The 12598-nt window shown below is 63.9% G+C and carries 13 protein-coding genes; 2 read left to right on the top strand and 11 right to left on the bottom strand.

Annotated features, from left to right (window positions below):
- Position 1: 1 nt before the first annotated feature.
- The 5 genes from rsxB to V6E02_RS02440 all read right to left on the bottom strand — a co-directional run bounded on the left by rsxB (position 2) and on the right by V6E02_RS02440 (position 5608).
- Entirely contained in the window at positions 2–550 is a 549-nt protein-coding gene (rsxB, locus tag V6E02_RS02460) for an electron transport complex subunit RsxB (RefSeq protein WP_347306782.1), read from the bottom strand.
- A gap of 76 nt (positions 551–626) precedes the next feature.
- Positions 627–1202, bottom strand: coding sequence for an electron transport complex subunit RsxA (rsxA, locus tag V6E02_RS02455; RefSeq protein ID WP_347306780.1), 576 nt, complete (start codon positions 1200–1202; stop codon positions 627–629).
- Positions 1203–1294: 92 nt separating this feature from the next.
- The gene (gene ald, locus V6E02_RS02450) at positions 1295–2407 is read right to left on the bottom strand and encodes an alanine dehydrogenase (RefSeq protein WP_347306778.1); all 1113 of its coding nucleotides are present in this window, start codon (positions 2405–2407) and stop codon (positions 1295–1297) included.
- A 263-nt stretch (positions 2408–2670) separates the two neighbouring features.
- Positions 2671–4548: a potassium transporter Kup gene (locus tag V6E02_RS02445; RefSeq protein ID WP_347306776.1), complete on the bottom strand. Its 1878-nt coding sequence runs from the start codon at positions 4546–4548 to the stop codon at positions 2671–2673.
- Positions 4529–5608, bottom strand: coding sequence for a quinone-dependent dihydroorotate dehydrogenase (locus V6E02_RS02440; protein WP_347306774.1), 1080 nt, complete (start codon positions 5606–5608; stop codon positions 4529–4531). The genes V6E02_RS02445 and V6E02_RS02440 overlap by 20 nt, the downstream gene beginning before the upstream one ends.
- 205 nt (positions 5609–5813) lie before the next feature.
- On the opposite strand from V6E02_RS02440, the gene V6E02_RS02435 reads away from it, so the two are divergent.
- Positions 5814–6041 (top strand): hypothetical protein, encoded by a 228-nt coding sequence (locus tag V6E02_RS02435; RefSeq protein WP_347306772.1) that lies wholly within the window; start codon positions 5814–5816, stop codon positions 6039–6041.
- Positions 6042–6048: 7 nt separating this feature from the next.
- On the opposite strand, the gene V6E02_RS02430 is transcribed toward V6E02_RS02435, so the two are convergent.
- From V6E02_RS02430 to V6E02_RS02420, 3 genes are read right to left on the bottom strand one after another with little or no spacing between them, the layout of a single operon-like run.
- The gene (locus tag V6E02_RS02430) at positions 6049–7425 is read right to left on the bottom strand and encodes a phosphomannomutase/phosphoglucomutase (RefSeq protein ID WP_347306770.1); all 1377 of its coding nucleotides are present in this window, start codon (positions 7423–7425) and stop codon (positions 6049–6051) included.
- An 11-nt stretch (positions 7426–7436) separates the two neighbouring features.
- A complete protein-coding gene (locus tag V6E02_RS02425) occupies positions 7437–8477 on the bottom strand; it encodes a hydrolase (protein ID WP_347306768.1) in 1041 nt (346 codons plus the stop codon).
- Entirely contained in the window at positions 8477–8896 is a 420-nt protein-coding gene (locus tag V6E02_RS02420) for a YybH family protein (protein WP_347306766.1), read from the bottom strand. The genes V6E02_RS02425 and V6E02_RS02420 overlap by 1 nt, the downstream gene beginning before the upstream one ends.
- A 60-nt stretch (positions 8897–8956) precedes the next feature.
- Here V6E02_RS02420 and hemN point away from each other — a divergent pair, with 60 nt between their 5' ends.
- Positions 8957–10324, top strand: coding sequence for an oxygen-independent coproporphyrinogen III oxidase (hemN, locus tag V6E02_RS02415; RefSeq protein WP_347306764.1), 1368 nt, complete (start codon positions 8957–8959; stop codon positions 10322–10324).
- Between the two features lie 75 nt (positions 10325–10399).
- On the opposite strand, the gene waaF is transcribed toward hemN, so the two are convergent.
- From waaF to V6E02_RS02400, 3 genes are read right to left on the bottom strand one after another with little or no spacing between them, the layout of a single operon-like run.
- Positions 10400–11440 carry a lipopolysaccharide heptosyltransferase II gene (waaF, locus tag V6E02_RS02410; RefSeq protein WP_347306762.1) on the bottom strand — a complete coding sequence of 347 codons (1041 nt, stop codon included), beginning with the start codon at positions 11438–11440 and terminating at the stop codon, positions 10400–10402.
- Between the two features lie 2 nt (positions 11441–11442).
- Positions 11443–11661, bottom strand: a complete 219-nt coding sequence (locus tag V6E02_RS02405) for a zinc-finger domain-containing protein (RefSeq protein ID WP_347306761.1) — start codon at positions 11659–11661, stop codon at positions 11443–11445.
- Positions 11654–12574 carry a branched-chain amino acid transaminase gene (locus tag V6E02_RS02400; RefSeq protein ID WP_347306759.1) on the bottom strand — a complete coding sequence of 307 codons (921 nt, stop codon included), beginning with the start codon at positions 12572–12574 and terminating at the stop codon, positions 11654–11656. Before V6E02_RS02400 ends, V6E02_RS02405 begins: the two co-directional genes overlap by 8 nt.
- Positions 12575–12598: the final 24 nt, after the last annotated feature.

The following is a 12598-nucleotide window of genomic DNA, read 5'->3' as shown; positions in this document are numbered from 1 at the left end:
TTCAGGCGGCCTTGAGGGGAATGACCGGGTATTTCCACTTCCAGGTGGAAATGTCTTCCTGGATGGGCACCATGTGAATGCAATCCACGGGACAGGGCGCCACGCACAACTCACAACCGGTGCATTCGGAGGCGATCACGGTATGCATCTGCTTGGCGGCGCCGACGATGGCATCCACCGGGCAGGCCTGAATGCACAGGGTACAGCCGATGCACAAGTTTTCGTCGATCACGGCCACCGACTTGGGTTTCTCGACGCCGTGGGCGGTGTTCAAGGGCTTGGGCTCCACCCCCAATAGCTCCGCCAGCTTGCGGATCCCTTCTTCGCCGCCCGGCGGACACTGATTGATGTCTGCCTCGCCCTTGGCGATGGCCTCGGCATAGGGACGGCAGCCGGGATAGCCGCACTGGCCGCACTGGGTCTGGGGCAGGATGGCATCGATCTTGTCCACTAGCGGACTGGATTCGACCCTGAAACGCACCGCCACGTAGCCCAACGCGAGACCCAGCCCAGTTGCGAGGCCAGCCATGACGAGCAGCGCAGAAAGCATGGCCTCGCTCCGGTATCTCAGCTACCGCGGTGCTCGAAGCAAAGAGCAGTGGCCACTTCACGCAGGCCTTGCACGCTCATTTGACCAGTCCGGCGAAGCCCATGAAGGCCAGACTCATGAAACCCGCCGTAACCATGGCGATGGCGCTGCCACGGAATGGTGCGGGGACATCCGCGCCTTCCAGCCGCTCGCGCATGGCGCCGAACACGATCAGGATCATGGAAAAGCCCAGCGCCCCACCCAGGCCAAAGAACAGGGATTCCACGAAATCATGCTTCTCCTGCACGTTGAGCAGTGGAATACCGAGCACGGCGCAATTGGTGGTGATCAACGGTAGGTAGATGCCCAGCACCTGGTAGAGCAACGGAAACATCTTGTGCAGAAACATTTCCGTCAGCTGCACGATGGCGGCAATCACGACGATGAAGGAGAGCGTGCGAAGGTAAAACAGATCGGTACCCAGCAGGTACTCATTGATGAGATAGCTGGCGCCGGAGGCGACGGTGAGCACGAAGGTGGTGGCCAGTCCCATGCCGATGGCCGGCTCCAGCTTCTTTGACACGCCCATGAAGGGACACAGCCCGAGGATCTTGACCAGCACGATGTTGTTGACGAACACCGTGCTGATGAGGATGAGGAAATAAGTTTCCACGATGGCGGCCGCGAAAAAGCGACCAAATTATCCGCTTTTAGGTGCGGCCACGCAACCCTGAGCCGGGGCGGGTTTTCGCCCGCATGCGCCGTTCAGGTGGCGAGGGCTTGTTCCGGCTCGGTGAAGGGCAGCCCCAGGTCTTCCGCCACCGCGCGGTGGGTGACGTGTCCCAGGTAAAGTTGCAGCCCGGCGCGCAGATCGCGGCGCGACTTGAGCGCACTCAGGGGATCGGCGGCAAGCAGCAGGGTGTAGGGCAGGGTGGCGTTGGTCAATGCCTGGGTGGAAGTCCGCGCAGTAGCGGCTGGCATGTTGGCCACGCAGTAGTGCACCACGCCGTCATGGATATAGGTGGGGTGGGTGTGGGTGGTGGGGCGCGAGGTTTCCGCGCAGCCACCCTGGTCGATCGCGACATCCACGAGTACCGAACCACGTTTCATGTGCCGCACCGTGTCATGGCTGATCAGCTTGGGGGCGCGCTTCCCTGGAATGTACACGGAACCCACTACCAGATCGGCTTCGGTGGCCAGCTCGGCAATGGCATGGGCTTCCGAATATCGGGTCTTCAGCTGTGGCCCGAATAAATCGTCCAAGTGACGCAGACGGGGGAGGTTTACGTCCAGGATGGTGACGTCCGCGCCCAGGCCCAGGGCCATGCGTGCGGCCTGGGTGCCCACGGTGCCGGCGCCGATCACCAGAACCTTGCCCGGTGACACGCCGGGCACCCCTCCCAGTAGCACTCCACTACCCCCGTTGGCCAAGTGCAGGCAGTTGGCACCCACGTGCACCGCGATGCGCCCCGCGATCTCAGACATGGGAATGAGCAGCGGCAAGGCGCCCTGCTCATCGGTCACGGTCTCGTAGGCGATGGCGATGATCTTGCGGGCAAGCAGCGCCTGCGCCAGTTCCCGCGAGGCAGCCAGATGGAAATAGCAGAACACCACCTGGCCTTCCCACAGGAGGGGGATTTCGCTTGGCTGCGGCTCCTTTACCTTGACCACCAGCGGGCAGCGGTAGACATCCTGCGCCGTGGCGGCGATGCGGGCGCCGGCGGCGCGGTACTTTTCATCGCTGAAGCCGATGTGCTCGCCGGCCCCGCTTTCCACCCACACCTCATGACCCGCTGCAACCAGCACATGCACGCCGGCGGGTGTGGCGCCTACCCGGTACTCGTGGTCTTTGATCTCCTTGGGAATACCGATGCGCATGCCTTGCTCCTTGTCCCGTGGCTCGCAGCCTTCAACCTAGATTCTCCATCAGACCGGCGCGCGCCCGATGAACTGCGCAGCAATCGCCATCCTTCACCGTTTTTCGAGAGGCCACCCGCGCCTACGCGGGTGTGGGCGGCCCCATGCGGCCGGGCTTGGGATCGATTTTCCGGCCAGGTGTGTAACCTGGCCTGCGAGCGTCTTAGGCAACCCAGGCGCGCCTGGAACCATCCCTATGCCGCGCCCTAATGGATCATCCGGGCTCAAATTTCCACCTGCGAGCCGAGTTCGATCACACGGTTGGTGGGAATGCGGAAAAACGCCATGGCACTTTCCGCGTTGCGCGCCATGTGGATGAACAACTGTTCGCGCCAGGGCGCCATGCCGGGCATAGCCGTAGCGATGATGGTTTCCCGCGAAAGGAAGAAGGAAGTCTCCATCATCTCGAATTTGAGCCCCTTGTCCGCACAGAGTGCCAGTGCGGCGGGAATGTCGGGCTCGTCCTTGAAGCCGTAGTGAATCACCAGCCGATAGAAATCGTGGCCCAGATCTTCGATTTCCACCCGTTTTTCGGGCGGCACGTAGGGGTGGTTTTCCGTGGTCACAGTGAGAAATACCACGCGCTCGTGCAGCACCTTGTTGTGCGCCAGGTTGTGGAGCAGGGCGTGGGGCACGCCATCTTTGCTGGCGGTGAGGAACACCGCGGTGCCCGGCACCCGCACCGGCGGATGGGCCACCAGTCCCTCGATGAATGGCCGTAGGGCGATTGCGCCGGACTGCAGACGACTGAGCAAAAGCTGGCGTCCCCGTTTCCAGGTGGATAGCAGGGTGAATACCATCACGCCCACCATCAGCGGGAACCAGCCACCCTCCACGATCTTGAGGGAAGTGGCGGCAAAGAAGCCCACATCCACGCTAAGGAAGACCAGCAGTCCTGCCACCGCCAGCCAGCGGTTCCAGCGCCAGAGAGTGATGACCACGACGAAACCGAGAATGGTGTCGATCAGCATGGTGCCGGTAACCGCAATGCCATAGGCCGCGGCCAGGTTGCTGGAGGAGCCGAACATGAGCACCAGCACCACGATGCCAATGAGCATGGCCCAGTTGGTGAAAGGGATGTAGATCTGGCCGATGGCGTGCTCGGACGTATGCACGGTCTGCATGCGCGGCAGATAGCCCAGTTGGATCGCCTGCCGGGTGACGGAAAAGGCACCCGTGATCACGGCCTGGGACGCGATGATGGTGGCGGCGGTGGCCAGGCCGATCAGGGGATAGAGGGCCCAGTCCGGCGCCTGCAGATAGAAGGGATTGCGGATCGCTTCCGGGTCGCGGATGAGCAGCGCCCCCTGGCCGAAATAATTGAGCAGCAGCGCTGGCAGCACCAGGCCGAACCAGGCCAGACGGATGGGAAACCGTCCGAAATGGCCCATGTCGGCATAGAGGGCCTCGGCGCCCGTGACGGCAAGTACCACGGCGCCTAGGGTGAGAAAGGCGTAACCCTGATGCTGGACAAAGAAGTCCAGGGCATGGATGGGATTGAGCGCCGTCAGCACCTTGGGCACCGTCAGGATGTTGGCTATACCCAGCACGGCCAGCGTGATAAACCACAGGGCCATGACAGGCCCGAAAAACCGTCCCACGTGATGGGTGCCACGGCGTTGGATGGCAAACAAAAAGATGAGCACGATCAGCGCGATGGGTTCCACCAAGGGGCGCATGGCAGGAGTGGCTACCTGCAGGCCTTCCACGGCGGACAGCACCGAGATGGCTGGCGTGATGATGCTGTCGCCGTAGAACAAGGAAGCGCCGAAGATGCCCAGCGCGACGAGCAGCCAGCCAAGGCGCGTCGTCGCTGGCACGGCCCGCTGCACCATGGCGATGAGCGCCATGATGCCGCCTTCGCCATTGTTATCGGCGCGCATGATGAAGGCCACGTACTTGATGGATACTACGATGGTGAGGGCCCAGAACACCAGCGAGAGGACTCCAAGTACGTTCGCTTCGGAGGGCACCAGGGGATGGTGACCTGCGAACACCTCCTTCATGGTGTAGAGCGGACTGGTGCCGATGTCGCCGAACACCACGCCAATCGCTCCCAGCGCGAGGCTGGCGGTGCTGGCTTCACGAGAGGAATGGGTCATCGCGCCTCCGGTTGGGTGGCGGTGCGCAAAGCGTTTTCAGCACTTCGCGGATCAGATCGGGTCCACGATAAACGAGGCCGGTATAGACCTGCACCAAACTGGCGCCGGCCTCGATCTTTTCCAGCGCGTCCGCACCGTTCATGATGCCGCCGACACCGATGATGGGCACGGCGTCTTGCAGTTGGGCGTAGAGGGCCCGGATCACCGCAGTGGATTTCTCACGCAGGGGGGCACCCGAGAGGCCACCGCTTTCTTGCCCGTGGGGTAGATGGGACACGCCTTCGCGGCTTACGGTCGTGTTGGTGGCGATCACGCCGTCGATGCGGTGGGCGAGCAGGCGGTCGGCAATGGCCACCAGCTGTTCTGGTGTCAGATCCGGCGCGATCTTGATCACCAGCGGCACGTAGCGGCCGTGTTCATCGGCGAGCCGCGCCTGTTCCGTTTTCAGGCGTATGAGCAGCGCGTCGAGTGCCTCGCTTTCTTGCAACTCGCGCAGGTTGCGCGTGTTGGGGGAGGAAACGTTGACCGTGACATAGCTGGCGTGGGCATAGACCTTGCGCAGACAGAGGAGATAATCGTCCGCCGCGCGTTCCATCGGGGTGTCGAAATTCTTGCCGATGTTGATCCCGAGCACGCCGCGGAAACGCGCGTGCTTGACGTTCTCGATCAGCGCATCCACGCCCTGGTTGTTGAAACCCATGCGGTTGATGATGGCCTGCGCCTCTGGGATGCGGAACAGGCGGGGGCGCGGGTTGCCCGCCTGCGGTCGCGGCGTTACGGTACCGATCTCGATGAAGCCGAAGCCTAGCGCAGCCAGACCAGCGATTGCCTCGCCGTTTTTGTCCAGCCCCGCGGCCAGCCCCAGCGGATTGGGGAACTCGATACCCATCACCCGGCGCGCTGCACAGGGTCGCTGCGGCATGACCCAGCTCAGCAGACCATCAGCGCGACTTAAGCCCTGAATCGTCAGTTCATGGGCGGTTTCCGGATCGAGAGCAAACAAAAGCGGGCGGGCGAGACAATAGAACATGCGGGCGTCCGGGATGAAGGTGGTCGCCATTTTATCGGGATTTGCAAAGCTACGGGACACGCCGCGCGGTGAGGATCGCCGCTAAAGCGCCGTCCACGAGCCTGAGGGGAAAGACTCTGTGGGGGGGCTTTGGCCAGTGCGGCACACGCCCAAACCGTTCCTGGCGGGCCTGACCCGGCCGGTTGTCGCCGCGCGGAGTTTTCGCTAAGGTTGGCCCCTCACAGGGAGAACCAGCATGAGCAAGGCCAACCCTTACGAATCCGAAGCGGATATTCTCATCCGTACCCTGCGCGAGGATCCCAGGATCGAAACCGAGCGTAGCCGCAACTGGGCCTACTGGTGGCAGCGCGACCGTCGGCAGCGCGACCAGGTGGCGGCCAGCCTGGACGTGGATCTGGCGCCGCCGGAGCGGGACATGGCCTACGCCGCGCGCCGTGCGGACGTGGTGGGCGGGCTGGACTGAGTCTGCTTCAGAAAGGCAACGGCAGATCCGGCGCGGCTTCCCGCAGTACGCGCCGGAAGTCTGCTTGGATGCGCTCAAGCGCCGCCGGATTGTCTGCCTCGAAGCGCAGCACGATCACCGGCGTGGTGTTGGAAGGCCGCGCGAGTCCGAAGCCGTCTTCGTATTCCACGCGCAGCCCATCCAGGGTGATGATCTCCTTGGCAGTGGGAAAGCGCGCCGTGGTCTTGAGTTTCTCCATCAGCGCATAGTGCTCGCCCTCGGCCATCTTGATGTTGAGCTCGGGCGTATTCACTGTGTCCGGTAGGCTGTGTAGGGTGGCGGTCACGTCGGGTTGGCGCGATAGGTATTCCAGCAGCCGGCAGCCCGCATACAGGCCATCGTCGAAGCCGTACCAGCGCTCCTTGAAGAAAATGTGGCCGCTCATCTCGCCCGCGAGCAGGGCGCCGGTTTCCTTCATCTTCGCTTTGATGAAGGAATGGCCAGTCTTCCACAGGATGGGTTCACCGCCGCGGGCGCGGATCCAATCGAACAGCTTGCGGGTGGACTTCACGTCGAAAATGATCTTGGCACCGGGGTTGCGGGCCAGCACGTCATCGGCGAACAGCATTAGCTGCCGGTCGGGGTAGATGATCTGGCCATCGCGGGTGACCACGCCCAGGCGGTCACCGTCGCCGTCGAAGGCCAAGCCGATTTCTCCCTCACCTGCCTTGAGGTGGGCGATGAGATCCTGCAGGTTTTTTGGCTGCGAGGGATCCGGATGATGATGGGGGAAGGTGCCATCCACCTCGCAGTAGAGTTCCGTCACTGCGCAGCCTAAACGCCGGTACAGACGCGGCGCATAGGCGCCGGCCACGCCGTTGCCGCAGTCGATGACGATCTTCATGGGGCGGGCAAGCTTCACGTCGGAGACGATGCGCTCGATGTAGCGCTGCGCGATCTCCTCCTGCCGATAGCTGCCTTCGCCGTGGCTGAGCGCGCCATCGAGCAGCCGCTGGCGCAGCGCCTGGATCGCCTCGCCGGACAGTGTTTCGCCGCCCAATACCATCTTCAGTCCGTTGTAGTCCGGCGGATTGTGGCTGCCCGTGACCATCACGGCGGAATGGGTGCGCAGCTCGAAGGCGGCGAAATAAGTCATCGGCGTGGCCACCATGCCAATGTCGATGACGTCGATGCCCGCCTTGCGGATGCCGCGCGCCAGCGCTTCGCTGAGCACCGGACCCGACAGGCGGCCATCCCGGCCAATGACGATGGCCCGCTGGCCACGGGCCTGCGCCTCCGAACCGATGGCCTGGCCGATGGCCTCGACGATTTCCGGCGTGAAGGTCTTGCCGACGATGCCGCGGATGTCGTAGGCCTTGAAGATTTCTGGAGGGAGATTCTGCATGGAGGCTCCGTTCAGACTGCACAAGATGCAGGAGCATTATGACGATTCGGCGGCAAGGGGGCTAGCGTCGGCTGCGCAAGGTGAGCCGCGAAGTAGTCAATGAGCCGCTGCGGCAGCCAGTCGAGGTTGCCGGGAAAGGGGCCAGCGACGAAGCCCGCGTGACCGCCTGCGGCCGGGAATTCCAGGGTTACCGCCGCACTCACCTGCTCTGGCGTAGGCAGGGCCGATGCTGGCAGGAAAGGGTCGTTTTGCGCGTTGAGGATGAGCGTGGGCACGGAAATGGAATTGAGCCAGGGCTTGCTCGATGCCCGGCGCCAGTAATCCATTGCGTCGCGGAAACCGTGCAGCGGCGCCGTGAACAAATCATCGAAGCGGTAGAGAGTGGCGGCGGCCCGTATCGCCTGCGGACTCACGGGCAGACGGTGGCGCGCAATCTTCTCCAGGGCCTTGGGGCGCAGGGTGGACAGGAAATGGCGCACGTAGGTGTGCCGATTGAAACCGCGATCCAACGCGCGCCCCGCGGCCACGAGATCCATGGGTGCCGAAACGGCCGCGGCGGCGTGGAGGATGGACAAACATTCCGCTCCCCATTGGCCGAGCCATTTGAGCAGGGCGTTGCCGCCCAGGGAGACGCCCACCGCGAACAGTGCCCGCCCAGGAAATTCGGCACGGAAGCGACGCAGGATGAGGTCGATCTCGGCGGAGTCGCCGGAGTGGTAGGCGCGCGCGAGACGGTTGGGCTCACCGCTGCAGCCGCGGAAATGGGGCACCACACCGCGCCAGCCGCGCCGGCGCACGGCTTGCATCAGGGCGCGTGCGTAGTGGCCGCGCGAGTTGCCTTCCAGGCCGTGGAAGAGCACCACCAGCGGCGCTCCCGGAGAGCCATCCACCCAGTCCAGATCGAGGAAATCACCGTCCGGCAGGATCCAGCGTTCGCGACGGTAGGGGATGTGGGGCACCCGCGCCCATAACGCGGCATAGAGGGTCTGGGCATGGCCCCCAGGGAGCCAGCGTGGGGCGCGATAGGTGGAGGGTTGGAGGTGGCCTGGCATCAGTGCAGGGCACGACCGACGTGCGGGCCGGACAGCACGCCCGGCGCCGGCGAAGCGTGGTGCAGGATCATGCGCCAGCCCGCCGGGGTCTCACGATAGACGTTGGTGGCACTCATGGGCGCCACCGGCTTGCCATCCGGTACCATGATGTGTTCCTTGACGATGTGGATGGCAAGACCCTGCTGGCGGGTGATCTGAATGGGCTCGATACCGAAACGCATCGCCACTTGCGCGCCCAGGATTTCCTGCCAACTCTGGGCCACGGCGCGTACCCCTTTGAGCGGACTGCCCATGGGATGCACGCAGATCACGTCTTCCGCTTCATCCCAGACCGCCAGCATGGCATCCAGATCGTTTCGTTCGAAGGCGCGGTAGAAAGCGGCCTCGGCGTCCTCCGGTGAGGGGAAACGGGTGGTCATTGGGCGGCCCTCACCATTCCGCTATAATGGATGACGGCATCCTGTTTGGCAAACGAAACCATGCGCATTGCGCCTTCCCTGCTCGAGAAATACAGCAAGCCCGGGCCCCGCTATACCTCGTATCCGACGGCGCCCTATTTTACGGAGGCGTTTGGGGAAAGGGAATGGCGCGAAGAAATCGCCCGCACCCGCGACGACGGCCGTGGCCTGTCCCTCTACATTCACATCCCGTTCTGCGACACGCTGTGTTACTACTGCGGCTGCAACATGGTGGCCACCCATGATTACGCCAAGGCGTCGCGCTACCTGGACGTGCTGGAGCAGGAAGTGGACCGGGTGGCGACGCTGCTTTCGCCCACACGCCAGGTGGAGCAGCTGCACTGGGGGGGCGGCACGCCCACCTATCTGCACCCCGACGACATCCGCCGCCTCGCGGCGCATCTGCGCAGCCGATTCCGCTTCGCCGAGGAGGTAGAGGCCGGTTGCGAGGTGGATCCGCGCGAGCTCACGCGGGACCACGTGACGGCCCTGCGCGAGGCCGGGTTCAACCGCCTAAGCCTGGGGGTGCAGGATCTCGACGAACGCGTGCAGCGTGCAGTCAATCGCGTGCAGCCGGAAGCCCTGGTGCGCGAAGTCTATGGCTGGATGCGCGAGGCAGGATTCGCCAGCATCAACATGGACCTGATGGTGGGCCTGCCGCACCAAACCGTGGAGAGCTTCGCCGCCACCTTGGACAAGGTGATCGACATGGGCCCCGACCGGCTCGCAGTGTTCAGCTATGCCCACGTGCCTTGGCTCAAAAAGCACCAGAAACTCATCAGCGAGGCCGATTTGCCGGACTTCCCCACCCGCATCCGCTTGCAGCAGCTCATGCTGGAGCGGCTCACGGCGGCCGGTTACGTCTATATCGGCATGGACCACTTCGCCCGGCCAGGCGATGAGCTGGTGAAGGCGCAGGCAACGCATACGCTGCACCGGAATTTCCAGGGCTATACCACGCACAAGGATTGCGACATCTATGCCTTCGGCGTGTCGGCCATCAGCCAGACCGAGGAAGTCTATGTGCAGAATTGCAAGCGTTTGGTGGACTACCAGGCGCGCATCGAGGCGGGGCGGCTTGCCGTCGAACGGGGCGTGCGTGTCACGCGCGATGACCGCATCCGGCGCGACGCCATCCTCTCCCTGATGTGCGATCTGGCGCTCGATCGGTCGGCCCTAGCGGAACAATGGGGCATCGACTTCGATGCCTATTTCGCCGACAGTCTGCAGGAGTTGTCCAAGCTCGCCGCAGACGGATTGGTGGAGTTGACCTCCGACATGATCCGGGTTACCGAACTGGGGCGCATTTTCCTGCGCAACATCGCCATGTGCTTCGACGCTTACCTAAAGCAACCGCTAGCGCAGCCGCGTTACTCACGCACGGTTTGATCGCGCCCAGCGAACATTATCGCTTGGCGCTACTTTGTGTTTCGTCCCGGCTTTGGCTGGCGTGCCGCTGGACCGTCATGCCCCAGCCGGTCCCGGTCGAGTGTCGCGGGGCCGGGCGAGCAGGGTGGTGAGCGCTTCCTGCACCGCTTCTGGGACGAGCTTTTCCAGACAGTCGAGATGCCCTAGCGGGCAGGCGCGCTCGAAGCAGGGGCTACACGCAAGGCCGAGGCTGAGGATGCGCGCGGCTGGCGACAGGGGCGGGGTGAAACCGGGGCTGGAAGAGCCGTAGAGGGCCACCAGGGGGGTTCCCACGGCGGCGGCCACGTGCATAAGCCCCGAGTCGTTGCTGACCACGGCGCGGGCATGGGCCAAGAGATCCACGGCTTCGTCCAGGGTGGTCTTGCCACACAGGTTGCGCGCGGTGCTCGCTGCGGCGATGGCCGCGCCGAGGTGCGCATCGCGCGGCGAGCCCAGCAGCCAGACGGCATGCCCCTTAGCGGTGAGGAGATGGGCAAGCCGCGCGAAATGGTGTGCCGGCCAGCGCTTCGCAGGCCCGTATTCCGCGCCTGGGCAGAAGGCGATGGGTTCGGCATCGTCACGCAATCCCAGACGGGCGAGCGTGGCCTGGGCGCGCGCTTGGTCCACCGTCAGCCGCGGCATGGGCAGGGGACGGGACAGTGCCGCGCCCGGCGGCTCGGCCAGCAGGGCGAAGCGCTCTGCCAGTAAGGGATGGGCCGCCGCATCCAGTCGGCGCAGATCATTGAGAAGACCGAAGCGCCCCTCGCCGACGAAGCCCGTGCGCCGGGGAATGCCGGCGAAGAAGGGCACCAAGGCGGACTTCAGGGAATTGGGCAGCACGATGGCCTGGTCGTAACCACGGCTTTTCAGGCTACGTGCCAGGCGTAGCCGTTGGGCGAGCTTGAGTTCGCCGTGGCCAAAGGGATTGTCGAGGGTCGCGTCTACCTCGGGCATACGCGCGAGGATGGGTGCCACCCAGGCGGCCGCCAAAACCTCGATGCGCGTTTGCGGGCTGCGAGCCTTCAGCCGCATGAGAAGTGGCTGGGCCATGACTGTGTCGCCCACCCAGGCGGGCGCGATGATCAGAATGCGCGGCACGCTTACGCGTGATGACTCGGTCTGCCGCGCAGGCGGTAGAGGGTGCCGCAATAGGGACAACGGGCCTCGCCGCTGTCCTCAATGGGCAGGAAGACGCGCGGATGGGCGTTCCAAAGGGCCACCGCGTCGGTGGGACAGGCAAGCGGCAAGTCGTCTGCCGTGACTTCCACGTAGCGGCGGGTCGCCAGATCTTGCTCGGCCGTGGGCGTGGGGTCAGACATAAGTCAGCCACTCCTGGTGCTGGGGATGACGTCCCGTCACACAGTCGAAGAACAGGGTCTGCAACTGGGTGGTGATGGGGCCGCGGCGGCCTGCGCCGATCACGCGGTTGTCGAGTTCACGAATGGGTGTGACTTCCGCCGCGGTGCCGGTGAAGAAGGCCTCGTCGGCGGCATAGACTTCGTCGCGCGTGATGCGCTTTTCGATCACCGGCACGCCGATTTCTACCGCGAGCTGAATGATCGTGTCGCGCGTGATCCCCTCCAGCGCGGAGGTGAGATCGGGTGTGTAGAGCTTGCCGTTTCTGACGATGAAGATATTTTCTCCCGAGCCTTCTGCCACGAAGCCGTCCACGTCCAGCAGCAAGGCCTCGTCGTAGCCGTCCTGCTCGGCTTCCTTGTGAGCGAGTATGGAATTCATGTAGTTGCCGTTGGCCTTGGCCTTGCACATGGTGATGTTCACGTGGTGGCGTGCAAAGGACGAAGTCTTGACGCGGATGCCTTTTTCCAGCGCCTCCTGGCCCAGATAGGCGCCCCATTTCCAGGCGGCCACGATCACGTGCACCGACAGGTTCTTGGCGGAAATTCCCATGGCCTCCGCGCCGTAGAAGGCCATGGGGCGAATGTAGGCGGCATCCAGCCCGTTTTCCCGCACCGCGGCGAGCTGCGCCTCTACGAGGGTGTTCTTGTCGAACGGCAGCTTCATACCCAGGATGTGGGCGGAGCGGAACAGGCGATCTGTGTGTTCCTTGAGCCGGAAGATGGCCGTGCCGCGGTCGGTCTTGTAGGCGCGCACGCCCTCGAACACGCCCATGCCGTAGTGGAGGGTATGGGTGAGGACGTGGGTGGTGGCCTCGCGCCATGGCACCAGCTTGCCGTCGTACCAGATGAACCCGTCGCGGTCCGCCATCGACATCTTGTGTACTCCTGAAACCGGTCA

This window comes from Thiobacter sp. AK1 (assembly GCF_039822265.1).
In the GTDB taxonomy this organism is placed as follows: domain Bacteria; phylum Pseudomonadota; class Gammaproteobacteria; order Burkholderiales; family Thiobacteraceae; genus Thiobacter; species Thiobacter aerophilum.
This window is presented reverse-complemented; position numbering and strand designations above follow the sequence as displayed.

What these genes read in the sequence shown, in the direction of transcription:
- V6E02_RS02420 (WP_347306766.1), bottom strand. Translation starts at nt 8,896, where the DNA reads ATGACCACCCGTTTCCCCTCACCGGAGGACGCCGAGGCCGCTTTCTAC.
- V6E02_RS02445 (WP_347306776.1), bottom strand. Translation starts at nt 4,548, where the DNA reads ATGACCCATTCCTCTCGTGAAGCCAGCACCGCCAGCCTCGCGCTGGGA.
- rsxB (WP_347306782.1), bottom strand. Translation starts at nt 550, where the DNA reads ATGCTTTCTGCGCTGCTCGTCATGGCTGGCCTCGCAACTGGGCTGGGT.
- ald (WP_347306778.1), bottom strand. Translation starts at nt 2,407, where the DNA reads ATGCGCATCGGTATTCCCAAGGAGATCAAAGACCACGAGTACCGGGTA.
- V6E02_RS02405 (WP_347306761.1), bottom strand. Translation starts at nt 11,661, where the DNA reads ATGTCTGACCCCACGCCCACGGCCGAGCAAGATCTGGCGACCCGCCGC.
- V6E02_RS02435 (WP_347306772.1), top strand. Translation starts at nt 5,814, where the DNA reads ATGAGCAAGGCCAACCCTTACGAATCCGAAGCGGATATTCTCATCCGT.
- V6E02_RS02400 (WP_347306759.1), bottom strand. Translation starts at nt 12,574, where the DNA reads ATGTCGATGGCGGACCGCGACGGGTTCATCTGGTACGACGGCAAGCTG.
- V6E02_RS02430 (WP_347306770.1), bottom strand. Translation starts at nt 7,425, where the DNA reads ATGCAGAATCTCCCTCCAGAAATCTTCAAGGCCTACGACATCCGCGGC.
- hemN (WP_347306764.1), top strand. Translation starts at nt 8,957, where the DNA reads ATGCGCATTGCGCCTTCCCTGCTCGAGAAATACAGCAAGCCCGGGCCC.
- V6E02_RS02425 (WP_347306768.1), bottom strand. Translation starts at nt 8,477, where the DNA reads ATGCCAGGCCACCTCCAACCCTCCACCTATCGCGCCCCACGCTGGCTC.
- V6E02_RS02440 (WP_347306774.1), bottom strand. Translation starts at nt 5,608, where the DNA reads ATGGCGACCACCTTCATCCCGGACGCCCGCATGTTCTATTGTCTCGCC.